Source organism: Aporhodopirellula aestuarii, assembly GCF_023701485.1.
Lineage (GTDB): Bacteria > Planctomycetota > Planctomycetia > Pirellulales > Pirellulaceae > Rhodopirellula > Rhodopirellula aestuarii.
Genome location: NZ_JAMQBK010000021.1, coordinates 17,109 through 42,752, shown reverse-complemented (window position 1 = coordinate 42,752; position 25,644 = coordinate 17,109). Strand labels below are relative to the sequence as shown.

The 25,644-nt window shown below is 55.8% G+C and carries 20 protein-coding genes and 1 pseudogene; 14 read left to right on the top strand and 7 right to left on the bottom strand.

Going from position 1 to position 25,644, the window contains the following annotated elements:
• The first annotated feature begins 9 nt into the window (after positions 1–9).
• The 4 genes from aceE to NB063_RS06750 all read left to right on the top strand — a co-directional run bounded on the left by aceE (position 10) and on the right by NB063_RS06750 (position 6,309).
• Positions 10–2,754: a pyruvate dehydrogenase (acetyl-transferring), homodimeric type gene (gene aceE / locus NB063_RS06765; RefSeq protein ID WP_407652561.1), complete on the top strand. Its 2,745-nt coding sequence runs from the start codon at positions 10–12 to the stop codon at positions 2,752–2,754.
• A gap of 111 nt (positions 2,755–2,865) precedes the next feature.
• Complete coding sequence (locus tag NB063_RS06760; RefSeq protein ID WP_250927996.1) at positions 2,866–4,275, top strand: 2-oxo acid dehydrogenase subunit E2; 1,410 nt, start codon at positions 2,866–2,868, stop codon at positions 4,273–4,275.
• A gap of 212 nt (positions 4,276–4,487) precedes the next feature.
• The gene (locus tag NB063_RS06755) at positions 4,488–5,210 is read left to right on the top strand and encodes a polyprenol monophosphomannose synthase (protein ID WP_250927995.1); all 723 of its coding nucleotides are present in this window, start codon (positions 4,488–4,490) and stop codon (positions 5,208–5,210) included.
• Between the two features lie 193 nt (positions 5,211–5,403).
• Positions 5,404–6,309 carry a hydroxypyruvate isomerase family protein gene (locus tag NB063_RS06750; RefSeq protein ID WP_250927994.1) on the top strand — a complete coding sequence of 302 codons (906 nt, stop codon included), beginning with the start codon at positions 5,404–5,406 and terminating at the stop codon, positions 6,307–6,309.
• Positions 6,310–6,351: 42 nt separating this feature from the next.
• On the opposite strand, the gene NB063_RS06745 is transcribed toward NB063_RS06750, so the two are convergent.
• Both NB063_RS06745 and NB063_RS06740 read right to left on the bottom strand, forming a co-directional pair.
• On the bottom strand, positions 6,352–7,527 hold the full coding sequence (locus NB063_RS06745; protein WP_250927993.1) for a diadenylate cyclase: 1,176 nt from the start codon (positions 7,525–7,527) through the stop codon (positions 6,352–6,354).
• Positions 7,528–7,867: 340 nt separating this feature from the next.
• On the bottom strand, positions 7,868–8,659 hold the full coding sequence (locus NB063_RS06740; RefSeq protein ID WP_250927992.1) for a tRNA-binding protein: 792 nt from the start codon (positions 8,657–8,659) through the stop codon (positions 7,868–7,870).
• Positions 8,660–9,244: 585 nt separating this feature from the next.
• Between NB063_RS06740 and glgP the strand changes: the two genes are divergently transcribed.
• The 4 genes and pseudogenes from glgP to NB063_RS06715 all read left to right on the top strand — a co-directional run bounded on the left by glgP (position 9,245) and on the right by NB063_RS06715 (position 15,142).
• A complete protein-coding gene (gene glgP, locus NB063_RS06735; protein ID WP_250927991.1) occupies positions 9,245–11,872 on the top strand; it encodes an alpha-glucan family phosphorylase in 2,628 nt (875 codons plus the stop codon).
• Positions 11,873–12,026: 154 nt separating this feature from the next.
• Positions 12,027–12,591, top strand: a pseudogene (locus NB063_RS06725) (histidine phosphatase family protein).
• A 218-nt stretch (positions 12,592–12,809) separates the two neighbouring features.
• The gene (locus NB063_RS06720; protein ID WP_250927989.1) at positions 12,810–13,532 is read left to right on the top strand and encodes a DNA alkylation repair protein; all 723 of its coding nucleotides are present in this window, start codon (positions 12,810–12,812) and stop codon (positions 13,530–13,532) included.
• A 347-nt stretch (positions 13,533–13,879) separates the two neighbouring features.
• Positions 13,880–15,142, top strand: coding sequence for a sialate O-acetylesterase (locus NB063_RS06715; RefSeq protein ID WP_250927988.1), 1,263 nt, complete (start codon positions 13,880–13,882; stop codon positions 15,140–15,142).
• Positions 15,143–15,890: 748 nt separating this feature from the next.
• On the opposite strand, the gene NB063_RS06710 is transcribed toward NB063_RS06715, so the two are convergent.
• The 4 genes from NB063_RS06710 to NB063_RS06695 all read right to left on the bottom strand — a co-directional run bounded on the left by NB063_RS06710 (position 15,891) and on the right by NB063_RS06695 (position 18,564).
• On the bottom strand, positions 15,891–16,349 hold the full coding sequence (locus tag NB063_RS06710; RefSeq protein ID WP_250927987.1) for an Hsp20/alpha crystallin family protein: 459 nt from the start codon (positions 16,347–16,349) through the stop codon (positions 15,891–15,893).
• Positions 16,350–16,431: 82 nt separating this feature from the next.
• Positions 16,432–16,848 (bottom strand): Hsp20/alpha crystallin family protein, encoded by a 417-nt coding sequence (locus tag NB063_RS06705; RefSeq protein ID WP_250927986.1) that lies wholly within the window; start codon positions 16,846–16,848, stop codon positions 16,432–16,434.
• Between the two features lie 65 nt (positions 16,849–16,913).
• Positions 16,914–17,342 carry an Hsp20/alpha crystallin family protein gene (locus tag NB063_RS06700; protein WP_250927985.1) on the bottom strand — a complete coding sequence of 143 codons (429 nt, stop codon included), beginning with the start codon at positions 17,340–17,342 and terminating at the stop codon, positions 16,914–16,916.
• 301 nt (positions 17,343–17,643) lie between these two features.
• Positions 17,644–18,564 (bottom strand): metallophosphoesterase family protein, encoded by a 921-nt coding sequence (locus NB063_RS06695; RefSeq protein WP_250927984.1) that lies wholly within the window; start codon positions 18,562–18,564, stop codon positions 17,644–17,646.
• 118 nt (positions 18,565–18,682) lie between these two features.
• Here NB063_RS06695 and NB063_RS06690 point away from each other — a divergent pair, with 118 nt between their 5' ends.
• The 6 genes from NB063_RS06690 to NB063_RS06665 all read left to right on the top strand — a co-directional run bounded on the left by NB063_RS06690 (position 18,683) and on the right by NB063_RS06665 (position 22,939).
• Positions 18,683–19,615 carry a diacylglycerol/lipid kinase family protein gene (locus NB063_RS06690; RefSeq protein ID WP_250927983.1) on the top strand — a complete coding sequence of 311 codons (933 nt, stop codon included), beginning with the start codon at positions 18,683–18,685 and terminating at the stop codon, positions 19,613–19,615.
• A gap of 115 nt (positions 19,616–19,730) precedes the next feature.
• A complete protein-coding gene (locus NB063_RS06685; protein ID WP_250927982.1) occupies positions 19,731–20,096 on the top strand; it encodes a TraR/DksA family transcriptional regulator in 366 nt (121 codons plus the stop codon).
• Positions 20,093–20,794, top strand: a complete 702-nt coding sequence (locus tag NB063_RS06680; RefSeq protein ID WP_250927981.1) for a TVP38/TMEM64 family protein — start codon at positions 20,093–20,095, stop codon at positions 20,792–20,794. Before NB063_RS06685 ends, NB063_RS06680 begins: the two co-directional genes overlap by 4 nt.
• Positions 20,791–21,771, top strand: a complete 981-nt coding sequence (locus NB063_RS06675; RefSeq protein ID WP_250927980.1) for a phosphatidate cytidylyltransferase — start codon at positions 20,791–20,793, stop codon at positions 21,769–21,771. The genes NB063_RS06680 and NB063_RS06675 overlap by 4 nt, the downstream gene beginning before the upstream one ends.
• A complete protein-coding gene (locus tag NB063_RS06670) occupies positions 21,768–22,316 on the top strand; it encodes a CDP-alcohol phosphatidyltransferase family protein (RefSeq protein ID WP_250927979.1) in 549 nt (182 codons plus the stop codon). Before NB063_RS06675 ends, NB063_RS06670 begins: the two co-directional genes overlap by 4 nt.
• 239 nt (positions 22,317–22,555) lie before the next feature.
• Complete coding sequence (locus tag NB063_RS06665) at positions 22,556–22,939, top strand: hypothetical protein (RefSeq protein WP_250927978.1); 384 nt, start codon at positions 22,556–22,558, stop codon at positions 22,937–22,939.
• A 456-nt stretch (positions 22,940–23,395) separates the two neighbouring features.
• On the opposite strand, the gene NB063_RS06660 is transcribed toward NB063_RS06665, so the two are convergent.
• Positions 23,396–25,603: a methyl-accepting chemotaxis protein gene (locus tag NB063_RS06660; RefSeq protein WP_250927977.1), complete on the bottom strand. Its 2,208-nt coding sequence runs from the start codon at positions 25,601–25,603 to the stop codon at positions 23,396–23,398.
• Positions 25,604–25,644: the final 41 nt, after the last annotated feature.

The following is a 25,644-nucleotide window of genomic DNA, read 5'->3' as shown; positions in this document are numbered from 1 at the left end:
CCGTTTTTGATGACCGATTCCAATAACGTAGCCGAAGTCGAAGTTGCCCAAAACGAACTCGCCAATAACCTCGGTGAATTGCAGAAATCAGCCGATATTGACATCAATACTTACGAAACACAGGAGTGGCTCAGCTCACTCGAATACGTGCTCGATAGCCAAGGGCCCGAACGCGTCAAATTCCTGATCGATCAACTTCGCGATCGTGCCGCCGAACACGGTGTGCCTTTGACAGCGGACACATCGACGCCCTACGTCAACACGATCCCGCCGCACAAACAGCCCGCCTACCCCGGCAATCGTGAACTCGAACGCCGCATCAAGTCGATCATTCGCTGGAACGCGATGGCGATGGTCGTGCGGGCTAACAAACGAGGCGGCGGAGTCGGCGGCCACATCAGCACCTTCGCCAGCAGCGCGACCCTGTACGAGGTCGCCTTCAACCACTTCTTCAAAGGCCGCGGGGCCGACGGTTACTCGGGCGACTCCGTTTATTTCCAAGGTCACGCTTCGCCGGGAATGTATTCGCGGGCTTTCGTCGAAGGACGGCTCGACGAAGCCAAGCTGGAAAACTTCCGTCGCGAACTCGCCGAAGGCGGCGGCCTGAGCAGTTATCCGCACCCTTGGTTGATGCCCGAATTTTGGGAATATCCCACCGTCTCGATGGGCCTCGGCCCGATCATGGCGATCTACCAGGCCCGCTTTAACGAATACCTCAACGACCGCGGCCTCAAAAACACCAAGGGCCAAAAAGTCTGGGCGTTCCTCGGCGACGGCGAATGCGATGAACCGGAAACGCTCGGTGCGATCGGGTTGGCGTCGCGTGAAAAACTCGACAATCTGATTTTCGTCATCAACTGCAACTTGCAACGTCTCGACGGACCTGTTCGCGGTAACGGCAAGATCATTCAAGAGCTCGAATCGATCTTCCACGGTGCCGGATGGAATGTCATCAAAGTTATCTGGGGCAGCGAATGGGACGAGTTGCTCGCCCGTGATAAGACCGGCCTGCTCGCCAAACGCATGAACGAAGTCGTCGACGGCCAATATCAAAAATACACGTCGATGCCGGGCAGCTACATTCGCGAGCACTTCTTCGGCAAATACCCCGAATTGCTCGATTTGGTCAAACACCTCTCCGACGAAAAAATCGAGAAAATCCGCCGCGGCGGTCACGATCCGGAGAAAGTTTACGCGGCTTACAAACAAGCCACGGAAATGAACAACGGCAAACCGACCGTCATCCTTGCCAAGACGGTCAAGGGTTACGGCCTCGGGGAAGCGGGCGAAGGACGTAACGTCGCCCACAACCAAAAGAAAATGAATGAGACGGAACTGCTCGAGTTCCGCACCCGGTTCGGGATTCCGATCAGCGACGAAGAAGTCGGCAGCGCACCGTTCTACAAGCCACCGGCCAGCAGTGCGGAAATGAAGTATCTGCAGGATCGCCGCAAACAATTGGGTGGCCCTGTTCCGAGTCGTCCGGTGACGCACCCTACGATGGAAGTCCCTTCCATGCAGGACTTCGCCAAACTCATCAGCAAGCTCGAGAACAAGAGCATCAGCACCACGTTTGCTGTCGTTCAAACCCTGATCGCCATGTGCCGCGATAAGAAAATCGGCAAGAACGTCGTGCCGATCGTGCCTGACGAATCACGCACCTTCGGGATGGAAGGGATGTTCCGCCAGTTCGGGATCTACGCCCACGCCGGACAGCTTTACGAGCCCGCTGACTCGGACCAAATCGCGTTCTACAAAGAAGCCCAAGACGGTCAAATCTTGGAAGAAGGCATCACCGAATGCGGCTCGATGAGCAGCTTCAACGCCGCCGGCACAGCGTATAGCTGCCACGGCGTGAACATGATTCCGTTCTATATCTACTACAGCATGTTCGGCTTCCAACGGATCGGTGATTCGATCTGGGCAGCCGCTGACATGCGTGCCAAAGGTTTCCTCGTCGGCGGTACGGCAGGACGCACCACGCTCAACGGCGAAGGTTTGCAACACCAAGACGGGCACAGCCTGCTCAACGCGATCGCATACCCAACCGTACGTGCCTACGACCCGGCATTCGCATACGAAGTCGTTGTGATCATCCAAGAAGGATTGCAACGCATGTTCGCCGACGGTGAACAATGTATCTACTACATCACCGCCGAGAACGAAGAGTACATGCACCCGGTGATGCCCGAAGGATGCGAAGAGGGCATCGTGAAGGGGATGTACAAATACAAGAGCGTTGAAGTCGACGGTTCGAAGAAACGCGTCCAACTGTTCGGCAGCGGTGCGATCCTCAACTCCGTCTTGAAGGCTCAGGAAATCCTCGCCGAGAAATACTCAGTTGCCTCGGATGTTTGGAGCGTCACCAGCTACACGCAGCTTCGCCGCGAAGCCGGCGCTTGCGAACGCTGGAACCGCTTGCACCCCACCGAAACACCACGCAAGAGTTACCTCGAGGAAACGCTCGAAGGCGTCGAAGGTCCGTTCATTTCGGCCAGCGACTACGTGCGGGCCCTCGGAGAACAATTGTCGCCTTGGATCCCAGGCGACTACTACGTCCTGGGAACCGACGGAATGGGACGCAGCGAAACCCGCGAAGCCCTCCGTCGCCACTTCGAAGTCGATGCCGAATCGATCGTCATTGCCACGTTGTACCGATTGGCCAAGGCCGGTGAATTCGAAATGACCGACGTCGCCCAGGCGATCAAGGATCTCGATTACGACGCCGACAAAGTGGATCCTTACTTCGCCTAATCAGGCGAACGGAGCCAACGTCAAGGTCATCAACTGACCTGAAACGCTTGTCTGTTACCTTATGCTATCGCTTGTTACCCGCTGATTTTTCACCCTTAACCTCTTTTTCCCATGCCCTCAGTCAAACTTCCTGAACTCGGCGACGGTATCGAATCCGGCGACGTCCTCGAAATCTTCGTTTCTGTCGGCGATGTAATCAGCGCCGGTGACGACATCGTCGAGATGGAAACCGACAAAGCCACCGTACCCGTGCCGTCGAGCATCGGTGGCAAGGTGACCAAAATTTCTGTCAGTGAAGGGGACACCGTTCCCATCGGTGGCGATCTGATCGAAGTCGAAGCCGCCGAAGGTGCTGCCGCGGAACCAGCCAAACCCGAGCCCGCCAAACCGGAAGCCGCCAAGCCCGAACCGCAGGCGGAAGCGAAACCCGAACCCGCACCACAGCCCAAAGCGGAAGCGGCTCCTGCCGCCCCCGCACCTGCTCCGCCAACCCCTCAACCCGCGGCGCCAGTCGCACAGCCGGCGGCACCCGTTGCTCCCGCGACGATCGAACCGGCCATGTCCCAGCCTGCTGTGGATGCCGGTGCGATTCCCGCTGGACCTGCGATTCGCCGACTCGCCCGCGAGACCAGCGTCGATCTTGCCAACGTGAAGGGGACCGGCCCCGGCGGACGGATTACGCGTGACGACGTTCTCGCCGCCGTTCGCTCGGCTTCGCAAACCAAAGCCGCTGCACCTGCTGCCGCAGCACGACCTGCTCGCCCCGCCACTCCCGGCGGCAGCGATTTGCCGGGCACGGTCGGACAGGACGAATTCGGTCCGGTTCGCGTCGAGCGGATGAGCAAGATCCGGAAAACGATCGCCGCTCAAATGCACGCATCGTGGTCCAACGTTCCCCGCGTGACCAATTTCGATGACGCCGACATCACTGACCTCGAGCGTCTGCGTAAGTCGAGCAAAGACGACTACGCCGCCCAAGGACTGAAGCTCACCACGATGCCGTTCTTGATCAAGGCTGTCGCCACGGCACTTCGTCATCATCCCGCCATCAACGCGGTGATCGATTCGGCTAATGAGCAGATCATCTACAAGGATTACGTCAACATCGGCATCGCCGTGGACACCGAACGTGGTCTCGTCGTTCCGGTTCTCCCCGATGTCGATCGCATGGGAATCCCCGATATCGCCCGGGCGCTCGCGGAAACCGCGGGCAAGGTTCGTGGTGGGCAATTTGCCGTCAGCGATCTGAAGGGCGGTTCGTTTACGATCAGTAATCTTGGTGCCATCGGCGGCCAATACAGCACCCCGATCGTAAACATTCCCGAGGTGGCGATCCTGCTCGTTGGACGCAGCCGGAAGTTGCCGGTCGTGATGCCCGACGACTCCATCCAACCGCGTTTGATGATGCCTCTGAGCCTGTCGTACGACCACCGTCTTGTAGACGGCGGAACGGCTGCGAGGTTCCTCAACGACGTGATCAGCTACCTGCAAGCACCGAGTCGTCTGTTACTCGCGCTCTGAGGATTTTGTAATCCGCCGACTTCGCGGTCGGTTGAATCAAAACGTTGGCAAATGGAGCCGGGCGTTCTTTGTGGCGTGTCATGCGTGACCGCCAAGGGAATGCCCGCTCGTAATCGGAAGAACGGTTCCGATATGCCTTCAATGAGATTTAGCCCGCTCCCGCACCGCGGCAGAACGGACTCGACTCTCGACAAAAAGACACGACGAATTCCATGCCACCGAATCCCCGCATTCTCGTCGGTGTCTGCACGTATAACGAAGCGGGCAACATCGAGTCCTTGCTGACTCGCATTTCGGATGCCCTTCCGACCGCCGACATTCTCGTCGTCGACGACAATTCCCCCGACGGCACAGCCAATCAGGTAGACCAATTCGCACAAGCGAAGGGGCGTGCAGACTCGATCAGGTGCCTCATCCGTGAGCAACGTGGACTCGGTGGTGCGATCCGGGCCGCGATGATGGCGGCCATCGACGGACGTTATGACCTGTTTTGCAATCTCGACGCGGACCTTTCTCATGATCCCGCGGACTTGCCACGCCTCGTCGCGGCGGTCGAGCATGGGTGCGACGTGGCGGTCGGTTCAAGGTATGTGGCTGACGGAGAAATCGTTGGCTGGCCTCTCCGTCGGAAATGGATGAGCCGGTGGATCAATCTCATCGCCCGGCGACGGCTCGGGTTGCCCGTCAAAGACGCCAGTGGTTCGTTTCGCTGCTATCGGGTTAGTAAGCTCGCTGAACTCGACCTCGACAACCAACCGTCCGAAGGCTACTCGTTCTTGCAAGAAGTCTTGCTCAAGCTCCACCAACATGGGGCAACCTTCAAGGAAGTCCCCATCACGTTCACCGAGCGTACCGTCGGCGACAGCAAACTGGATTTCCGCGAAGCGGTCCGTTCCGGTTGGACCGTGTTTCGATTGCAGTCCAAACGTTCTTGACCCGTCTTGCTCCCCGCGGGAGCGTTTCTCAATTCGGTCGATTCCACCTCGACGAGGTGACGCATCCAGGCGAGAACGGCACACACCGGGTCGCTGATGCATGTCAGCGTTTGTGTACAATGGTGCCTATCCGATTTTCGAATCGTGCCCGCTCGCTGCCCCTTTCCTCCCCTCCGATCTCGAAGTGCTCACAATGACTCGCCCCGACGAATTGGTATCTCGCCGCAATCTCATTTCACGTACGCTGGCAACGGCCGCAGGCGCCACGACGCTCGCATCAACGCGGACCGCGTTGGCGCAGGATGCGGAAGTTGCCGCACCGGCGGCTCAGCCTGTGGATGCCAAACAGGGGCGATTGAACCAATCGGTTTGTAAATGGTGTTACAAGAGTCTCAGTCTTGAAGAACTCTGTGTCGAAGCCGCATCGATCGGCCTGGTCGGTATCGATTTGCTCAGCCCGGGCGATTTCCCCACATTGAAAAAGCACGGCTTGGTATGCACGATGGTCGGCTCGCACTCGCTCGCCAACGGATTGTGCGACCCCCAATTTCACGCTGAGTCTCTCGAGAAAATTAACTCCGCGATTGAAGCGACGGCCGCCGAAGGATGGAAGAACGTGATCTGTTTCAGCGGCAACGCACGTGGTATCGATCGCAAAGTCGGCATGAAAAATTGCGTCGACGCGTTGAAGAAAGTAGTGCCCGCTGCCGAGGCCGCCGGTGTGACGTTGCAGATGGAATTGCTCAACAGCAAAGTCAACCATGCCGACTACATGTGCGACAACAGTGAGTGGGGCGTTGAACTCGTCAAACAGGTCGGCAGTGATAATTTCAAATTGCTCTATGACATCTACCACATGCAAATCATGGAGGGTGACATCATTCGCACGATCGAAAAGAATCACGCGTACTACGGTCACTATCACACCGCGGGTAACCCGGGGCGTCACGAACTCGACGACACCCAGGAGTTGTTCTACCCACCGATCGCGCGTGCCATCGCAGACACCGGTTTCGATGGATACTTCGCACACGAATTCATTGCCGTCGGCGATCCATTAACCGGACTGCGAAACGCGGTCGCCCAGTGCATCGTTTGATCGCGTTGGTGCTGCACACCAACAACGTCGTTCAGGTAACTCTTATTGATTCGCATTCTCTCGTAGGGTCACGAACACCGTGTCGGGAACCGTCTTCTGAACGCGGAGATCTTTCGGGACGTTCGCGATGTTGGGTTCCGTCTTCCAGCTCAATACACGCCGCCCGCCAACGTCCTTCACATTAAGCGAGACCGCAAGCTCGGCCGGTTTGAGTAACGCAAACGTGGGCGAGGTTCCTGATAGCGTCACCTCCGCATAGGTTGGTTTGGGATCCTCGATCTCCAGGTGAGATGGCAAGTTGCGGTATTCGATCGGCACGACAAAAGTCCGCTGGATCGTGTCGGTGTTATACGCAAACAAAAACCATAGCGTCACCGCGGCCGCGACCGCGGCAACCTTCGTGGTCCAGCCGATCCAGCGAGATTTCAGCTTTCGCTGACCGGTGCTGGTTTGATCAGCAAAGTAACGACGGAGTTCTTCGGCAACTTCGGTGGGTTCGATTTCGGTCAAGTTGCCGTCCCGGGCCAGCGTGATGGTGCCCCGCTCCTCCGACACGACCAATGCCATCGCGTCACAGCATTCGGCGAGTCCCAACGCCGCCGCGTGACGTGTTCCTCCATCGTGAACCTTGGATACCTGAGTGGTCAGCGGCAAGTGGAGACCGAGCTGCACAATCCGGTCGTGGTGGATCAAAACGGCGCCATCGTGCCCCGGTGATTTCGGATGGAAGATACTCAGTATTAACTGTTCGCTGATCCGGCCATCCACTTCCACTCCACCTCGCAGATGTCGATCGAGGGGTTCGCGTCCGGGGAACACGAAGAGGGCTCCAATCCTTTGCTCGGACATTTCCGCGACCGCAAACGTGATCGTGTCGACGATGCGGTTGCCCGGTTGCCCAGCCGAACTGTGGCGAAACCACCGTGACGTTGCCAGCCGTTCAAATCCGTGGCGAATGTCGTTTTGAAACACGACCACCATCGCGATGAGGATCCCGATCGAACCGTACTGAAACGCCATCGTCGTCAGGTAAAGATCGAGCCAGCGGGCGAGCAAAAAGATCACCCCCATCGCGACCGCGACGATCCCAAGCGATCGCGATGCGCGGTCACGAAGCCAAACGAAGGTCAGGTACAGCAATACCGAGACGATGCCAATATCGATCAAGTCGGCAATGCGAACATGGTTGAGGACATCGAAGGCCAACGATCGCATCATCTCACCATTGTGGTTCGAAGCGTAAATTCAGATTCTAGCCATCCACGCAACATTCTTTGGAACCGCAAACACTGGTTGCTGATCGAGCAGTCGCGGTCGCCCGCCAGTCAGTCGTGATGCGTATCGCCGCCTCGCTGGAACGATCACCTTCGCCATCATGGTGGCCCTGATGCGGTGAAAGCGGGCGTCGTGGGCGTACCGCAGAAACCATTGCGAAACGGCTGTGATTATGTCCAGCGATGCATTCGGCGTGCCAGATCACGCCTCGAAGGTGGACGAGGCTGATCCGGTCTGACCGACCATGCGAGCGGATGCCTGCGACCTGGATCACCGCCACGACCTACGCCAGTTTGGCGCCGTTGGGTACGGACCGATCCGGAACCGCCAAGATCACCGACCCGTCTTCACGATAGAATCCGAGGATCAAAAACTCGGATAGGAATGGGCCGATCTGTTTGGGAGCAAAGCTTACGACACCGATGATCTGCCGGCCGACCAATTCTTCTTTGGTGTAATTCACCGTGATCTGAGCACTGGTTCGTTTCGTGCCCAATTTCGGCCCGAAGTCGACCGTGATTTTGTAGGCCGGTTTGCGTGCCTTTGGGAAGTCTTCGACCGCCGTGATCGTTCCCGCACGCATGTCCACCTTTTCAAAATCGTGCCATGTCGTGACACCGGTTTGCAGTTGGAGTTCCGCCATCAGCAACACGATCACCTCTTCGGTGCGGCGTTCGCGAGTTTCGGCCATCTTTGCCGATGCCACGCGTAGACATTGAGCGCGACGTTTGCCCGCCGTCCATTTCCGCCAAACCGCCATCGCGTCATCGTTTGCATCAAGTGCGAACTGCAATTCCGTTGGCACGACCACTGCTTCAGAGTCCGCGATGTCGAAGCTCACCGAAACCGTATCACCCACCGAGACGCCGCAGAGCTTTTGAAGCTTCTTGGAAAACATGAAGAACCACTTACCCTTTTCGGGCATTAATCCGCACTCGATACGAATCCCATTGATCTCGCCGTCAATCCGTATTCGCTTCGATTTCCCAAGGCCCAATTGCAACACGATGTTCTTGGGGAGATAGACAAGCGTCCCGTCAATTGTGGCCTCAAAGTTGTAGGGATAGTCGCTCATGAGTGACGTCATTCGCAGGTGATGGCAGTTTGGAAGAGGCGAGCCGTTCAGCAGAAACGCCTTTGGCGTGACCAATCTCACTGATCGCCGATGAATGTTCAATAGCCTGCTGATGCGGCGAGAACCACGACGGATTGAGCCCGCAAGTCCATCACCTGGGGTGGCGACGATTCTCTCGACCGCCGGCTTTCGAGCCGAGAACAATCGACAACTTGAATGCTATTTATGATGTGTGCCGTACCGTCCACACGGCGAGTGTGTTGCTGGGCCAAGCGTTTGAGGTCGTGCGAGCGGACGTGGCCGGCCCCTCTGGGGTATCGATTCTTCCGATTAGCATCCGGCGCGCAGTGGGTGTGCGATAGGTGCGCAGTACTGTGCGTGCAATGACTCACTGGTAACAGGGCGACCTCACTGTAGGCATCAAAACGCTTCGAAATCCAATGGCATCCGGTCGTCAACGGCCCCCGCGAGCCTTTGGCATTACACTTGCGGAAGGTTGGCGACGTCCGTTCAACCGAACGCGATCAAATGAAAAACAACAGGACGGAAGGAACGGACAATGTCTGTCGATCGGTCAATATTGCAATGAGCGAAAATTCCCCCGAAGTTTATCTCACCAATTGCCTGCGACCGTTCGACATCGAAGGCTTTGATGCCCTCGCCGAGTTGGCTCTCGATCTTCGCTCGTCCTGGAACCACGCGACGGATGAAGTGTGGGGGCGATTGGATGCCGAACTGTGGGACATCACGCACAATCCTTGGGTGGTTTTGCAAACGGTGTCGCGGCAGCGGATCATCGATGTTCTCAGCGATGCGGGCTTCCGGAAAGATCTGGATCGACTCGTTTCGAATCGCAGGCGGACGGCGGAGCAACCGGCTTGGTTCCAGCAAACATTCAGTGCGTCGGATCGCAGTGCGAGTGATCCAAAGATTGACACGCGCCGAGCCGCGGTGGCGAATGAGACCGAAGGTGACTGCCCGCTGACGTGTGCTGCGTATTTCAGCATGGAATTTATGCTGAGCGAAGCGTTGCCGATCTATTCCGGTGGTCTTGGTAACGTGGCGGGAGATCAGCTCAAAGCGGCGAGTGATCTCGGCGTGCCAGTCGTCGCGGTGGGACTGCTGTACCAACAAGGGTATTTTCGTCAATCGATCGATACCGATGGCGGGCAACAGGCGTTGTATCCTTACAACGATCCTGGCCAATTGCCGATCACGCCGCTCCGGCATTCTAACGGGGAGTGGTTGCGACTGCGGATTGACCTGCCCGGCTATGCGGTATGGCTTCGCGCATGGGAGGTCCAAGTGGGGCGAGTGAAGCTCTATTTGCTAGACAGCAACGACGCGGCGAATTTCCCCGTGCACCGAGGTATTACAAGCGAACTGTATGGCGGCGATCATGACCTGCGATTGAAGCAAGAACTGGTTCTCGGTATCGGCGGTTGGCGACTACTGTGCGAACTCGGCCTCACGCCAGAGGTATGCCATCTCAACGAAGGGCATGCCGCATTCGCAGTCTTAGAGCGGGCACGCGTTTTCATGGAACAATCGGGGCAGCCATTCGAAGTGGCATTGGCGGTGACACGTGCCGGAAACTTGTTCACAACGCACACCGCGGTACCGGCAGGTTTCGATCGGTTTTCTCCAGACTTAATCGAACAGTATCTTGGTCGATATGCACAAGTGCGGCTCGGGATTTCAACTGACGATCTGTTGGCGCTCGGTCGCCAAAATCCCCATGACCACTCAGAGCCCTTCAATATGGCGTACTTGGCGATTCGCGGCAGCGGGGCGGTCAATGGAGTCAGTCGTCTGCACGGCCAAGTCAGCCGTCGAATGTTCGAGCCACTGTTTCGGCATTGGCCCGAAGACGATGTTCCGATCGGACACGTGACAAATGGAGTCCATATGCCGAGCTGGGATTCGGAGGCGGCCGACAAATTGTGGACTCGTTCGTGCGGCAAAGACCGGTGGCTCGGAACGAGTGACTCGCTGCCCTGCGATATCTGCCGTGTCTCGGATGAGGAATTGTGGCAGTTTCGTGTCGATGCAACACACTCGCTGGTCGAATATTCTCGCCGTCGACTGTCTCGCGAATTGGCAGCGTCGGGAGTTTCGCCCGAAGACGTCGAAGCCGCCAAGCACTTGTTTGACCCGAACACATTGACGCTCGGATTTGCCCGCCGATTTGCCACCTACAAACGGCCGAACCTATTGCTTCATGATCCCGATCGACTGCTGCGATTGTTGGCCGATTCGGAACGCCCGGTGCAACTCGTGATCGCAGGCAAGGCACACCCGGCTGATCAGGCGGGACAAGACTTAATCCGCAGGTGGATCGAATTCATCCGCGATCCCTTGGCCCGACAACATGTGATCTTCCTCAGCGACTACGACATGCTGCTGGCCGAGCAGTTGGTTCAAGGCGTCGACGTTTGGGTGAACACACCCCAGCGACCGTGGGAAGCAAGCGGAACGAGTGGGATGAAAGTACTCGTCAACGGTGGCATCAATCTCTCGGAATTGGACGGTTGGTGGGCGGAGGCATACACTCCCGAGGTCGGTTGGGCGATCGGCGACGGACAAGAACACCGCTACGATCCCGGTTGGGACGCAATCGAAGCGGAGCAACTTTATCACGTGTTGGAAAATGAAGTCGTTCCCGAGTTCTATGAACGCAACGAACGAGGATTGCCGACACGCTGGTTGGCTCGAATGCGAGCCAGCATGTCTCAGTTGACACCGCAGTTTTCGGCGATCCGCTCGGTCCGCCAGTACACCGAACAGTACTATCTGCCAGCCGCGACCGCTTACCGAGAACGTGTCGCCTACAATGGGGCACGCGGTACCAGCATCGTTAATTGGGAACACTCACTTCGCGAAAAGTGGCCTTCGTTAGAATTTGGCGAAGTGCGAGTGGAAACTCGAGAGGATCAGCACTCTTTTGAAACCGATGTGTACTTGGATGGACTCGATCCTCACTACGTCAGCGTCGAATTGTATGCTGAAGCATCGGATGACGAACCTAGCATCCAACTCCCCATGTCGCAAAAAGACATTCCTAGCGACTTAAGCCCCGGTGAGAATTGGGCGACCTATTTTGCGTCCGTTGCCGCGACACGACCGGCGAGCGACTTCACTCCACGAATCGTTCCTAAGCAAGACAAAGTCGCCGTGCCGTTGGAACTTGATTTGATTCGGTGGCAACGGTGATCCGTCTGCCACTGTTTCTGGAAGCAAGCCGATGTGCTCGAATTGGGCTCCGACGAAATTTCACCGTCACTGACAACCGGAGCGAGTTCGCGCAACGCCCCGCCAAACCATTCCAAGACAATGACAGAACACGTGCGCGGCAACGGAGCGTTTCATGACCGTCCGACTGTATCTGATGCGACACGGCGAGACCGAGTGGTCAAGATCGGGTCAGCATACCGGCCGTGTCGATCTCCCTCTGACGTCCCATGGCGAGGACGAAGCTCGGCGAACGCCTTCGTGCGATTCGGTTTGACCACGTCCTAGTCAGCCCGTTGCAACGTGCTCGAAAAACATGCGAACTCGCTGGCTGCGGCGCGCACGCGATAATCGAGCCAGATCTGATCGAGTGGGATAACGGTGAATACGAAGGTCGAACGCACGCGGAAGTATTCAACGAGCGCCCCGGTTGGAATCTCTTTGTCGACGGGAGTCCAGGTGGCGAAATGCCTGATCAAATTGCCCGTCGAGCCGACGGCCTGATCGAGCGATTGAATTCCCTCGAAGGAAACGTCGCGTTGTTCTCCCACAGCCATTTCGGTCGCGTGCTGGGCGCACGATGGATTGGAGCACCGGTTCAACTCGGGCAGCATCTGATTCTCAGCACAGCTTCGCTAAGCGTGCTGACTAGCCAAGCCGATCATGAAAACATGCGCGTGATCGAAAAGTGGAACAGTTGATTGAGTATCAGCTTACGATTGGCGGTTTTCTCGGTCGCAAAAATCCAGCGAAGCCGAATTTGGAAAGACCTCGATGATAATTTCGCGATTCCCACCCTCAGACCCCGTCGTCTGCTCGGTTCGCCAAATGCGATTACCCTGATCGCCTCGACTGCTGCGTCACCTTGGTAGCGAGGATAGAATCACTTGCGTCTTGAGTTCCATTCAAAGAGTGAAGCATGACGGCAAAGCAGGTTCTGTTAGCACTTCGCAAGGTCGCTCGCGAGGACAAGGCGTTGTTCTTGCCTAAATTCTTTCAAGCGATTCCTGGTGGGTATGGTGAAGGTGATCAATTCCTCGGTTGCGTGGTCCCGGACCAACGCAAGGTGGCCCAGCAGTTTCGTGATCTGTCGCGTGAGGAATTGGTCAAACTGTTCGCTTCGCCATGGCATGAGTGTCGGCTGACCGGAATGTTGATTTTGGTCGGCCAGTTTGAGTTAGCAGCAAAGCCGAAGAATCCTCACCGCGATTTTGAATGTCGCGAGATCGTTGAGTTCTACTTGGCGAATCTGAATGCCGCGAACAATTGGGACATTGTTGATTCGACCGCTCCAAAAATCCTCGGTCCGTGGCTGGTCGAACACCCTGATGAGCGAAGTGTTCTCGATCGGCTTGCCGCAAGCGATGTGCTTTGGGATCGACGCGTGGCGATTGTGGCAACTTATTCGCTCATCAGAAACGACGAGTTCGATGAGATCATGGGACTTGCCGAACGTCTGTTGAGTGACGGACACGACCTGATGCACAAGGCGATCGGATGGATGCTTCGCGAGATGGGTAAACGCGATTCATGCCAATTGGAGAAATTCTTGAAGCGGAACTCGAAGTCAATGCCGCGAACAATGCTCCGCTACTCGATCGAGAAATTGCCGCGGGAAGATCGAGCAAAATGGATGAAGTGAAGCGTGAATGGTCCTCCTTTTGGTGTGTAGCCCTTTCCCTCGCTTGAGTTTTCGATGGCAACACGCCCCCTCGATACGATTCTTCGACAAAACATCGAACGGGTATCACCGCGTGAGGCTGCTATACTTGTTCCCGGCGCTGATAATTGGAGACGCGTGTTTCTTTTCAGCTCTCTGCCCAGATGCGCGTCGCAGCTTTCTGATGAATGCGGATTGCGCGACCAGCAGACGACAAGTAACCGGTGTCCGTTCGTTGTGTCGGAAAGAAACCCAGGTAGCGGGACAGTGACTCCGCGTGGATGAGACTGAAACGCTGTTTAATCGAATCAACTATTGAAGGCCAGACAATGACTGTTTTGACTTACCGCGGATTGCCATGTTGGTTTGCCACGCTGCTGCTGGTCATCTCGTTCGCCGCAATGAACTGCACTGCACAAGAGCCGCGTGATTCAGACAACAAACCTTTGAAGGTGTTCATTCTCGCGGGGCAGTCGAACATGCAGGGGCACGCACACGTCCGGACAATTGAGGCCATGCGTTTGAACGCGAAAGCGGCCCCGCTGCTCGATAGGATGCTCAACGCCGACGGTAGGTACCGAACTTGCGAGAAGACTTGGATCTCGTCCATCGGATCGTCCAATGAGGAAAAAACGGGACGCCTCACGGTGGGCTTTGGGGCGAGTGCCAATGGTCCCAAAATCGGCCCCGAATTCATGTTTGGGCTGGCGATGGAATCGATGCTCGACGAACCCATCTTGATCATCAAAACCGCCTGGGGTGGCAAGAGCTTGCATACCGATTTTCGACCACCGAGTGCTGGTGCGTATGAGTTTAACGACGCACAGCTTGCAACGATCAAAAAGCAAGGCAAGGACATTGAACAGATCAAGACAGAGAAAGCTTCCGCCACCGGTTACTACTACCGTCTGATGCGAGACCATGTGAAATCGGTTCTGGCGAACATCTCGCGTGTGCATCCAGACTACGACGCGGAACGCGGATACGAACTCGCCGGCTTCGTTTGGTTTCAAGGATGGAACGACATGGTTGATGGTGGTGCGTATCCCGATCGGAATCGGCCAGGTGGGTACGACGAGTATAGCCATTTGCTGTCGCAGTTTATCCGCGATGTCCGAAGTGATTTCGATGCCCCCGAGCTTCCGTTTGTGATTGGCGTGATGGGTGTCAATGGCGCCACGTCGCAATACGGACCCGAACAGCAGCGTTACAAAGCCGTTCACCAGAATTTTCGCGATGCGATGGCAGCACCCGTGAAAACGGCCAAGCCAGCAGGCAGCGTTGTTGCTGTCCTGACAGAGGAGTACTGGGACGCCGAAGCGGCTGACTTACGCCGTCGCGAAAAGTCGATCAAACCAAACGTCGACAAGGTCAAAGCCGCTATGAAACAGAATCTAATTAGGCGTGACGAAGGGGAGGCAAAAATCGAAATGATCTACGCGGGTGCGTTTGATGAACGCGAACTTCAAATCCTCCGAACGAGCACCTCCAACTTTGAGTTCCATTACATGGGTTCTGCAGGCATCATGGCACAAATCGGTAACGGATTTGCCGAGGCAATGGCTCGCATGATCCAGCAACCGGTCCCGTGAGAGTCACACAGACGGAAGCATGCCTGATACTCGTTCAAAAACCTCGGAACGGTAAGACGCAAAACGGCCAGCGTCATGAATCAAAACGCCATCGGGCACGCCATGACGAGCCCACCTTAGCGAACGTGCCGAATGGAGATTGCCGACGTCGACGGTCCTGCGAAGACGCGAATCAAGCGGATGTGACGCGGCGTGGGACCGGACGGCTCACGCCATTCCGCTAATTATGGAATCCCGCAGTAATTAAATCGACGTCCCCCGAGACCGAAAATTGCAGGCGTTTTCGGAGCCTCCGAAAAGCTCCGATACGTCTGTCAGCAAGTGATGATGTCCAGATATTCCGAATCGGCTGACGTGCGGTTGGCACTGCGATTGCTCTGAAAACTAGTCATGCAAATCGACTTTGAATGTTTTGGATTTTCCTGACGAGGGAGGCCGAGCCGCGGTGATCGACAATCCGAGCAGCATCCTGGTGTATCTGTTTTGTGTCCTTGGCTTGTTAACTGTCGCGGGACTGGTCTCGCTCGTGGGCTATGTCGCATTCTTCAGAAGGAATTGAGCCCCACAAACCAGATCGTCAAACGGCCAGCCGAAGGCGTCGGCGATGGTGCATCATCGCCGTCGGTTGGCCGTCCGTCGATTTTCTACACGCAGGTCGTTAGCCCCAGTTGCGTTGGGGAACCGGGGCTAAAACAAATCGGTTGATACCCGGCAAGACTCTTCCGGACCTGTTCTGCGGTTAAGACGATCACGCCGCTTTGACTTCGATCCGCTTCGACGGAGTCGACTCGTCTTTTGGCAGACGAATTTTGAGAACGCCGCTATGGTAGTTGGCATCAATCTGGTCGTCCTTCACACCTGCTGGCAGCATGAAGGATTGCTGATAGCTGCCGTACCGATACGAGCGTTCGTTATTGTTTTTCGACTCTTCCTTATGTTCCGCCTTCACGGTCAACACGTTGCCGCTGACTTTGACATCGATCTCGTCAGGTTCAAAGCCGGGCATTTCCGCTGACACCCAATACTCGTTCTCGTTTTCATCGAAACGGGCCAACGAAGGCGAGAAATTGCCTTCGTCCCAGAATCGCGTCAGCAAGTTATCGAAGTTTCGCCGCAGGGTGGTGATCGGATCGTCGTCGTGCTGGACACTCAGTGAATGTCCACCGTCATGAGATTTTCGTTTCCAGGGGATCAATTTGTCAAACATGGGAATGCCTCCTTTCGAAAATAAGGTGGTTTTCGAAACATCCCACCGCGATCACGCGGCGGGAGAACATCGGGCCAACGGATCAGTTGGCTTTCACTTCGATGCGTCGCGGCTTCGCATGGTCGGACTTCGGAAGGTGCAGCGTCAGCACGCCATCGTGTAGTTCAGCCGAGATGGCGTCACCATTGATCGCTTCACCGATCGTGAACGTCCGTTGGAAGTCGCCTACACCGTATTCGCTGTAAAGACAGCCTTCGCCGTCATGGCAGCGGGAGACTTTGCCGTGAATTGTCAGTTGTCGGTTCTCGAAATGGATTTCCAGATCGTCGCTACTGACGCCAGGCAGATCTCCGTACAGGATCAATTCTTCGTCGCCTTCCCAAATGTCAAACCGAGGTTGATAGGTCGATTGAGTTGGTTGACCGTTTCCATGTTGGTATTGGCTAAGTCGATTTTCGTTGCTTTGACCTGTACGTTCCTGTTGATTATGTGCAGTCATTGTGGTTCTCATCATTCACCTCCAATTCAATGGGTAGTTTGTTTCTGAACATCAAACGAAATGCATCAGCTTGCCTTGACTTCGATACGTCGCGGCTTGACGGCTTCGCTCTTTGGAAGCGTGACATGCAGCACGCCGTCCTTGAACTCGGCCGATACGCTGTCGCTGTCGATGTCGCCCGGCAATTCGACCATGCGGCTGAATTTGCCATAGCCACGTTCTTGGCGATGCCACGTCCCGCCTTCGCGTTGAGGCGGCTTGCGTTCGCCTTTGATAGTCAACTGATTTCCGGTGACGTAGATTTCGACGTCGTCCATGCAGAAGCCAGGCAATTCGGCTTCGGCGTACACGTTGTCGTCATCGCCCCAGACGTTGAGTGCTGGGAAGCTACCGACGCTTAACGCACCCCCGATGCCGCCACGGCAAAACAGGCGATCCATCTCACGGCTGAGTCGATTGAGCTCAGTCCAAGGTTCCCATCGAGTCGCTAACATGTGTGTACCCTCCTTTCAAACGGATTCAAAAGAATGGTGGTTTCAAGTTGGTTGTTTGGTTTGATCGACTGACTCTGCCTTTTTGGCAGTTCTGTCCGTCCGTTCCCACAAAATTGCAACGGCTGTACCAATCGCGCATCGCTCTGAGAACGTGTCTTTGAAATGAAGTCACTCAGCCTCCGGGAGTGGCGAGGCGAGAGGGAGCGAGGTCGAACCCGGACGGGCGTCTGAGATGAACGACTGCCGTCGCGATCACGACGAAGAATCGAGGCGAAACTTACACGGCGTCGAAACTCACGAGTCAGTGAGAACGACTTGTCGTTGAATTCGTCAAAAGGTTGGAGGAACGCTCGCCCGATGCTCCAACCTTTTGATCGCCCCTGTTACCGACGGGGCTGATGTTGAGACGTCGCCCGCCCCGCGCGAATTCGTGGCGGCTCAGTGGTGCAAACTCACCGGTTTGATCGTCGAAAATGTGATGCGTGACAACGATCGACTTTTCGGTCAGGTCGATTTCGTTGAAGGAATTTTTCTCTCGCTCGCGTCCGCGGCCTCGTCGTGAGGTCGTCGTGCCACACTGGACGATTACGATGCCGTGCTCGCGTCCTGCCGCCGGATAGAAATCGAGCGTGTTGCCAATGAACGCTCGATGTAAATGCCCGCCAAGGATTAACTCGACGCCCAGCTCCACGAATAATTTAATCGCCCGCTTTGCCCGCGGCATGGTCTGATCACGCAAGTAATCAGGGGCCGGTGCGAAGTGATGGTGCGCGACGATGATCCGTGCCAGATCAGTGGACGGTGTATCGAACACGCGGCGGCAATAATCAAGTTTGGATGGATGAATACGACCGTTGCTAATGGCTGATCGCGGTGCCGTGGAATCGAGGCCGACGATGATCGACTCGGGCGTTCGTAGCACCGTGTTCAACTCTTTGCTAATGAACTGTTGATAGTAACGATGCGGATCAGCCAACCGCTCGACGATCCGGTAAAGGGGCACGTCATGGTTGCCGGGAACGATCACCCGTGGGACGTCCGGTAAACGCTCAATAAAACCTGCTGCCGCCTCGAATTGTTCCGGCTTCGCCCGCTGTGTCAGATCGCCGCTGACGACGACCACGTCCGGTTCAATGGCTTGCGCCGACTCAACAACCGCATCACCAACTTGGGGCAGGAAGGGCGGTCCGAAATGCAGGTCGGATACGTGGAGAATTTTCATGGAACACCGTTTGCTCTTATAGGTCATTCAACGGCGGAGTGCAGATGTCGGCGAAACAAATTGAATTGTGTCGACTTCAGCCTGCCGCCCAATACGAATCAACTGCAAGCCTCATACCATGAACGCCCCTGTCGCCATTCTCGCAAATCCGAACGCCTCTGGGTGGGGGATGCAGCGTACCGATCTGGAACGACTTGCGAGAGCGAGCGGTGACCAGTTGATCAAACTGGATTCAGAAGGTCGCTGGCTCATGCGACTTTCATCGCTCGATACACCTCGCCTGTGCATCTATGGCGGCGACGGGACCCTGTCGAGCGTTATCGCTCAACTCGAACGGGAGGATCTGCTCGGGAGGTTCGAGTTGGGGTTAATTCCGGGGGGAACCGGAAACGATTTTGCTCGCTCGATCGGTCTGCATGGTTTGTCGTTGGCCGAAGCCTACCGGTACGCAACCAGTGCCGATGCCGTACCCGTTGATTTGATTGACGTCCTCAATGGAACATCGCGGCTGATCGTCAACGCGGCCACCGCTGGATTTGGTGGTTTGGTTTCGGGCGATGTGACCGAGGCAGACAAACGGCGTTGGGGAGCGATGGCGTATTGGGTCGCCGCATTCACGCACCTGACGTCGCTACCTCAGTACTCCATCGAATTGAACCTAGACGACGGCCGAGGCGGAAATTTTGATGTGTTCGGATTGGCGATCACGTCTGGCCGATACGTCGGCGGTGGGTTTCCCGTATCGCCGGACGCGATCGTGAACGATGGATTGTTGAATGTGACCGTGATTCCAGTCATGCCTGTCGGCGAGTTGTTGGCAGCGGGAGTGGATTTCACGCTTAATCGAAACAGCGAACCGAGACGCATCGTAACATTCAAAACACGATCGGTGCATGTGACCGCGACACCACGTCTACCCTATAGCCTCGATGGTGAGTCGCAGCAAAGCGAACATGCCGAATTCGCCATTCGCCCCGCCGCTGTCAACGTGACCTGTCATCCTCAGGCGACCGGCGTCTGGAAGTCTCGAAAGCGTCATGCTGTCACGTGACAAAACACGTCAAGAATTACGTTGGCGAGGCGGGGGATCAAGTCTTACCGCGACGTTGTGGTTTGGCGCAGCGGTTGCTCAGTTCTATCGCACCACAAATTCACGAGGTGATACGATGACAAGAGTGCAATTTATTCAATCCCTAACAAGCCAACTCGAACGCCGAGGTGAGCAGACCCGCGGATCGCTCCGCGTCGAAATGGACGAACTACAAAGTCTTCACGATCAATCCGTCGGAGACTTCGGCGATCGCGGAATCGAAGCTCACGCCAGCGAATTGGTTGGCAAATTAGCCGAATCCGAAAGTCGCGAATTGGCCGAGATTGAGGATGCGTTGCAGCGATTACACGACGGCCACTTTGGGGACTGCCTCGATTGCGGCAAGCCAATTCCCGTGAACCGATTACGTGCGATCCCCCACGCCGCCCGTTGCATCAGGTGTCAAGAAACGCTTGAGAGTGGAAGGTTGTTGGCGGCATGAAACGGTGGATAGCCCTCTTGATTGGCGTGTTGATCGTCGTCGCCGTGTGGTACTTCGCCGGGGCGTCCATGCAATTCACCGCCGCCGCCGAAAACGAGCGATGGCTACGGAGCGTCGTTGCGGACCACCCGGTAGTCAGCGTTGGCGTCGGAGTCATTATCTATGTACTGACTTCGTTGATTCCTGGAACAACGGGCAAGTCGATTGTGTTTGGATGGCTGTTTGGATTTTGGATCGGACTTGCCATCGTGAGTTTTTCACTGGCTACTGCGGCCGTTCTCGCAATGTTAACGGTGCGGCGATTCTTTCGAGACTGGGCCGTTCGTCGGGCACCAAGAATCGTCGAGAATATTGACAGGGCCTTGCGACGCGGCGGCGAAGCGACTTGCCTGATGACGTTGAGGTTGGTGCACGCACCCTACACCGGGATCAACTATTCGGCCGGTGCGACGCGAGTACGAGTCTCCACGTTTGCTTGGACGACGTTGCTCGGAATGTTGCCCAGCAACATGGTTTTCGTGCTCGCCGGCTCTCGATTGCCCAGCCTCGAACGGTTCGATGAAATTAAACTATGGGACATCGTTAGTTGGCAACTGCTTCTCGGCAGCACCTTAGCCATCGCGATTCCCTTGGTGGTCAAACGGTTAATTGGTGATAACTCGGCTAAGGAGAACTGCGAACAGGGCGGCGTCTCATGAGTCCGACTTCGCCTACCGCCGGAGTCGCGTACTCGGTGATCGGATTGCTGATCGCCGGAACCATCGTTCGCCTCAGCACACTTCAAGACCGTACCTCGCCGGTCTCGCGAAAGCGGATCGCCAGCCTGCTGTCGTGGTGGATCGTTGCAGCTTGGGTGTTATTGGCAGCGATGGGAGGTCGTGTCATCGCGTCCGTCCTATTTGCGATTGTCAGTAGTCTGGCGTTTCGAGAATACGCTTCGTTGGCGTCTTTGAAGGAAAACGGGCTTCGTCGAGGATCTGATGAAACACAAGGCTACACCGGAGGAAGCACTGGTGCTGCCTGTGGCTTCGGATTGCTGCAAACCGTCGGCTACCTCGCCATTACCGCCTCATACGCGGGACTCGCGATAGGTTTGGGAGGACTTTGGTTGGCCTCGATACCTCTCGCCGTCGTGCTGTTCTCGTGCGTGCTGTTTGCTGAAAAAACCGAACTGGCAAATTTCACGCACCGGGCCAGCCAAGTGGTCTATGGTGTGTTATTGACATGTAGCTTGCCCGCGTGCAGTTTGCTGCTTAGCGACCCGGTTGACGCAACATTTACCGGTCTGTTTTTAATGGTTATCGGATTGACCGAGTGGAATGACATACTCGCTGCTTGGGTTGGGCGAGTGATTGGCAAAACCAAACTGGCTCCCGTGATCTCCCCCAACAAGACGGTCGAAGGCTTTGTCGGCGGTGTCGTCGGAACGGTTGCCACAGCCGCATTTCTCGGACCATGGTTGACGTCGTTTAATATGACGACTTCCGTCTCGATCGGTTTCGCCATTGCTCTGGCGGGAACTCTCGGCGATCTGAACATGTCTGCCATCAAAAGGGCGGCGGGCGTCAAGGACAGCGGTGCATTATTGCCCGGCCAGGGTGGCATTCTCGATCGCATTGATTCGTTGACATTTTCCGCCCCTGTGACTTTGTTGATACTGGAGCTGACGAGATGAAGTGGACGATACCCAACATGATTTGCATCGCCCGTGGCATGCTGTCGCCACTGCTCGTCGTGCTGGCTTGGAACGGGTACGGTCGAGAGACATTGATTCTGTTTCTGTTGTTGACGCTTTCGGATTTTGTCGACGGCAAACTGGCCAGATGGCTCGATCAGCGAACCGAGATCGGACCACGACTGGACAGTTTTTCCGACGCTATCATGTATGGTTGTCTCGCGTTGTCGTTGGTGTTCTTGCGCGGCGAGCTACTTGCCGATGAAGTCATCTGGATCGTGCTCGCGATTTTCAGTTACATCGTCGCTGGGTGTTATGCGGTCGCCAAGTTCGGCAAACTGCCCAGCTATCACACGCGATCGGCCAAGACGGCATGGTTGCTCGTCGCGATCGCCGCGGCATCGCTTTTGGTCGGCGGTCCGGCATGGCCGCTGCGCGTGGCAATGGCATCGGTCATGCTCGCCAACGCGGAAAGCGGTCTGCTAACTCACTGGCTTGAAAGTCCGGTCAGCGACTTAAAATCGATCTTTCATCTACCGCGTTAGGCAGCCCACCGTACCGTCTAAGGCGAGGAAGCACACCGCCAACGCCGCGCCATCCGACTTGTCTATGACAAATCATTAGCAGTACAACGATATTCCTGGTCGAATGTAGGAACCGTCGTTAGCGTCAAACGGCTATCGATTCGTCGAGTGATATCCCAACGGTGGACGTGTCGATGAGTTTTCGCATAGTTGAAAAAAAATGTTCGAAGTATTCCGCCAGTGTTGGGCACTATAGCCATATGACCCAATCAACGAATCCATATTGGCAAGTTCCACTTGGCCCGGTTCTCGCGACCATTTGTGGTTTGAGCACGACACTACTGCTCGGGCTGGTTTCCTGGTCGTTGGTAAAAGGAGTTCCCGGTATCGCGATCGGCATGTTCGTCGGCGTACTGGTTGCATCGTGGTTGCGATGGAAATCCGACTGGCCCGTCTCGATCTTTGCCAGCGGGTTAGGAGCGGCGGTGGCGTGTTATGGTGCCATCGCAACGGCTGAGTTACTGCCGCCTGGAAGCATCGACTGGATGTGGAAAGGCGGACTTTACGGGGCGGCGTTCGGCATCACAATCGCCGCGATTTTGTCACCACTCGGTCTGCTTGGATTTCAGCGGGGCGGCAATTAACGACTGCGACTACGATCTCGCTCATGTGAAAATAGTGGAGGCAGCTGAAATGTAAAAACGCCTCCGGTTCATGCTCGACCTGGAGCTGACAAACGGGGTTGGCCCTGACGGGGTTACCCACCTCATTGTTTCACTGTCTTTAAACTGAATCTTGCAATCGAAGCCATCCTCCCTCAAGAAAGGTCGAGCGAAGGAAGAGCACTTCAGAAGGCGTTCTAACGGGAACAGCGTCACATTTCACGTAGCCCGGCCGCTCGGGACGTCGAAAGTTTTAGTGCACTTTCTAGCGGAACTGCGCAAGTCGTCGGGTCCCAGGTTACCGGACAGTTCGCGCCGTTCCGCTAAATTAAAAATCCCGCGGCAATTCAATCGACATCCCGAGAGCCTCAGCTACGTAAAAAGTGAAGACTCCAATACGTCTGCCCAAAAAACGTCGCTGTGCAGCTAAATAGTTCCTTAGTCCCACCCCTGCGAACGCGAAACGCCGTCGTTTGTTGAAGCTTTCCCGTTGGCGGATTCGGACGTAAGCTCCGCAAGTTCCGTACTCAATTCGGTCAAGTTCATTGCCGATTGTTCGATTTCTTGCAGCGCCGTTGCATGGTCGGACGTCATCCGTTCCATGTCCTGCATGGTTTTATCGAGTTCGACCGTACCGGTTGCCTGCCTTGTTGCTGCCGAAGCGATCTGCTTTGCGGTTAATGCGGACGCCGAGATCGTCTCCAACAACGTTTGAACCAGATCGCTGGTTTGGTGAGCGATCTGTCTGGCTTCGTTCACGACCACCGTTTCTTGCTCAGACGATTCCACGGCTTTTCGGATGGCATGAACAATCTCCGATAGAATGCCACGCACCTCGCGTGTCGACTGCATCGATTGTTGAGCCAGGCGTTTGATCTCGGCCGCCACGACAGCAAATCCTTTTCCGTGTTCGCCAGTTCGTGCGGCTTCCACAGCGGCGTTGAGTGCCAGGACGTTGGTTTGTTCGGCAATGTCGTCAACCGTCGAGGTGATTTCGCCGATCGCCTGTGCCCGTTCGGCAAGCGAGATCACATGAGTGGCGGTTTCTTCAACTTGCCGTCTGACCGACTCCAACGCTTCGATCGATTTCCCCATGGCTTCGCGACCTGTTTCCGCGGTCGCTTCGACATGCTGAGCTTCTTCGACCATTCCATTGGCTCGTCCTGCGGTGTCATGAGCGATGCTGGTTATCTCGTTCATCGTACTTGCGACTTGAGAAACGGCAGCGGCTTGGTCATGCGATCCGCGAGCCTGTTTGGAAGTCGTCGATCGGATGTCATCACTGGTTGAGTTGAGACGCCCGACTGTATCCGCGATCGCTTCAAAAAGCGTATTCCGCTCGTGTTGTGCCTTCAACATTTCTTCTTGCGACGCGAGCGTCAAACGTTGTGATTCCAATCGCTCGTTTTGCTCAGTCAGCTTTTCCTCTTTGGTCTTCAGATCGTCGACCATCGATTGCAAGTTTGACGCCATCTGGTTAAATCCGTCGCTTAGCTTGGCGACTTCACTCTGACCGGCAGCAGGAATTCGGTATTCGAGTTCTCCTTGACCGATACGAAGAGCGCCTCGGAGTAAGACATCGATGGGGCGGGTTACCGAACGGGCAATCAGCCATCCAGCCGCGATGACGAGCAGTGTCGCGACAATCGCCAGCAAGATAATCTGGTTGCGCAGTCGATTGATCGGCGCGAAAACCACCGATGTTTTTCTCGCTTCTAGAACGATCCACCCCATCCCCGCAAAGTCACCGTGTCCACGTGACACCGCGAACGCGCCTAACAACTCTTCACCATCTCGAACATTGGTGAGATTGGCAACAAACGCGTTCTCGTTTTTATCAAAGTCAACGTCTCGAAAGTACTCACTGCCGTCTCGGAGTCCTGTTGATTCTTCCCCCGCTTCGCGAATCACGTTGTGATCTCGATCGAAGAGCAACAGAAAGCCGTCGGTTTGGCTGTTTCGCTTGTACTTGTCGACAATGTCAATCAGTTCCTGAATATTCAACACGGCCTTCATCACGCCCAGGAATTCTCCGTCCTCGTCGACCGCCTTCAGACAGATGTCGATCGAATAGATGCCCGCGCTGTCGTCGAAACTGACGTCTTCAATATGCAATCCGTTCTCCAACGCCTGTTGCCACCATGATTCGTCGTCTTGGCGGTAGTCCGAGGTACGGTTGGTTTGGGCAACGTTCGCACCAAAGCGGTTGGTGATGAACACCTCGCCGAAAACAGCATGCCCTGCTGATTTTTCCAATTGCCGCAGCCAAACATTGAAATCGCGGGCCAGATCATTGCTCATGACCTGCTGCATCAACGGGATCGTTTCGTTGGCCGGCGTGGACCGCCACTGCTGATCACGTTGCTCAATCAAACTCGCCGGATCATCTATCTGCACCATCTCTTGATTGGATTGCCGCAACGCGTCGCGTACCAAGTCGGTTTGCAAATACGCCTGCCATGTCGTGGCGCGGGTTTGAATGATCCAATCGACCTCGTCCATGACCTCTTGAGCTCGGGTGACCGAGTTGGCTTCGATGGCGCGGCGCAAGTTGGTTTCGCTGACACTGGTCGCGTAGATTCCCACCAACCAAATCAAAATCGTCGGCAAAATCGTTGCAATCAGCAATTGATGGACGATACGCATGGTCGTATACCCTAAGGAAAATCCCGCCGTTAAATGATTTT

Excerpts from the sequence above, each read along its gene's own strand:
- NB063_RS06665 (WP_250927978.1), top strand. The coding sequence starts at position 22,556 with ATGACCCAATCAACGAATCCATATTGGCAAGTTCCACTTGGCCCGGTT.
- NB063_RS06675 (WP_250927980.1), top strand. The coding sequence starts at position 20,791 with ATGAGTCCGACTTCGCCTACCGCCGGAGTCGCGTACTCGGTGATCGGA.
- NB063_RS06710 (WP_250927987.1), bottom strand. The coding sequence starts at position 16,349 with ATGTTTGACAAATTGATCCCCTGGAAACGAAAATCTCATGACGGTGGA.
- glgP (WP_250927991.1), top strand. The coding sequence starts at position 9,245 with ATGAGCGAAAATTCCCCCGAAGTTTATCTCACCAATTGCCTGCGACCG.
- NB063_RS06720 (WP_250927989.1), top strand. The coding sequence starts at position 12,810 with ATGACGGCAAAGCAGGTTCTGTTAGCACTTCGCAAGGTCGCTCGCGAG.
- aceE (WP_407652561.1), top strand. The coding sequence starts at position 10 with ATGACCGATTCCAATAACGTAGCCGAAGTCGAAGTTGCCCAAAACGAA.
- NB063_RS06695 (WP_250927984.1), bottom strand. The coding sequence starts at position 18,564 with ATGAAAATTCTCCACGTATCCGACCTGCATTTCGGACCGCCCTTCCTG.
- NB063_RS06715 (WP_250927988.1), top strand. The coding sequence starts at position 13,880 with ATGACTGTTTTGACTTACCGCGGATTGCCATGTTGGTTTGCCACGCTG.
- NB063_RS06700 (WP_250927985.1), bottom strand. The coding sequence starts at position 17,342 with ATGTTAGCGACTCGATGGGAACCTTGGACTGAGCTCAATCGACTCAGC.
- NB063_RS06670 (WP_250927979.1), top strand. The coding sequence starts at position 21,768 with ATGAAGTGGACGATACCCAACATGATTTGCATCGCCCGTGGCATGCTG.
- NB063_RS06750 (WP_250927994.1), top strand. The coding sequence starts at position 5,404 with ATGACTCGCCCCGACGAATTGGTATCTCGCCGCAATCTCATTTCACGT.
- NB063_RS06690 (WP_250927983.1), top strand. The coding sequence starts at position 18,683 with ATGAACGCCCCTGTCGCCATTCTCGCAAATCCGAACGCCTCTGGGTGG.
- NB063_RS06680 (WP_250927981.1), top strand. The coding sequence starts at position 20,093 with ATGAAACGGTGGATAGCCCTCTTGATTGGCGTGTTGATCGTCGTCGCC.
- NB063_RS06745 (WP_250927993.1), bottom strand. The coding sequence starts at position 7,527 with ATGATGCGATCGTTGGCCTTCGATGTCCTCAACCATGTTCGCATTGCC.
- NB063_RS06755 (WP_250927995.1), top strand. The coding sequence starts at position 4,488 with ATGCCACCGAATCCCCGCATTCTCGTCGGTGTCTGCACGTATAACGAA.
- NB063_RS06660 (WP_250927977.1), bottom strand. The coding sequence starts at position 25,603 with ATGCGTATCGTCCATCAATTGCTGATTGCAACGATTTTGCCGACGATT.
- NB063_RS06740 (WP_250927992.1), bottom strand. The coding sequence starts at position 8,659 with ATGAGCGACTATCCCTACAACTTTGAGGCCACAATTGACGGGACGCTT.
- NB063_RS06685 (WP_250927982.1), top strand. The coding sequence starts at position 19,731 with ATGACAAGAGTGCAATTTATTCAATCCCTAACAAGCCAACTCGAACGC.
- NB063_RS06705 (WP_250927986.1), bottom strand. The coding sequence starts at position 16,848 with ATGACTGCACATAATCAACAGGAACGTACAGGTCAAAGCAACGAAAAT.
- NB063_RS06760 (WP_250927996.1), top strand. The coding sequence starts at position 2,866 with ATGCCCTCAGTCAAACTTCCTGAACTCGGCGACGGTATCGAATCCGGC.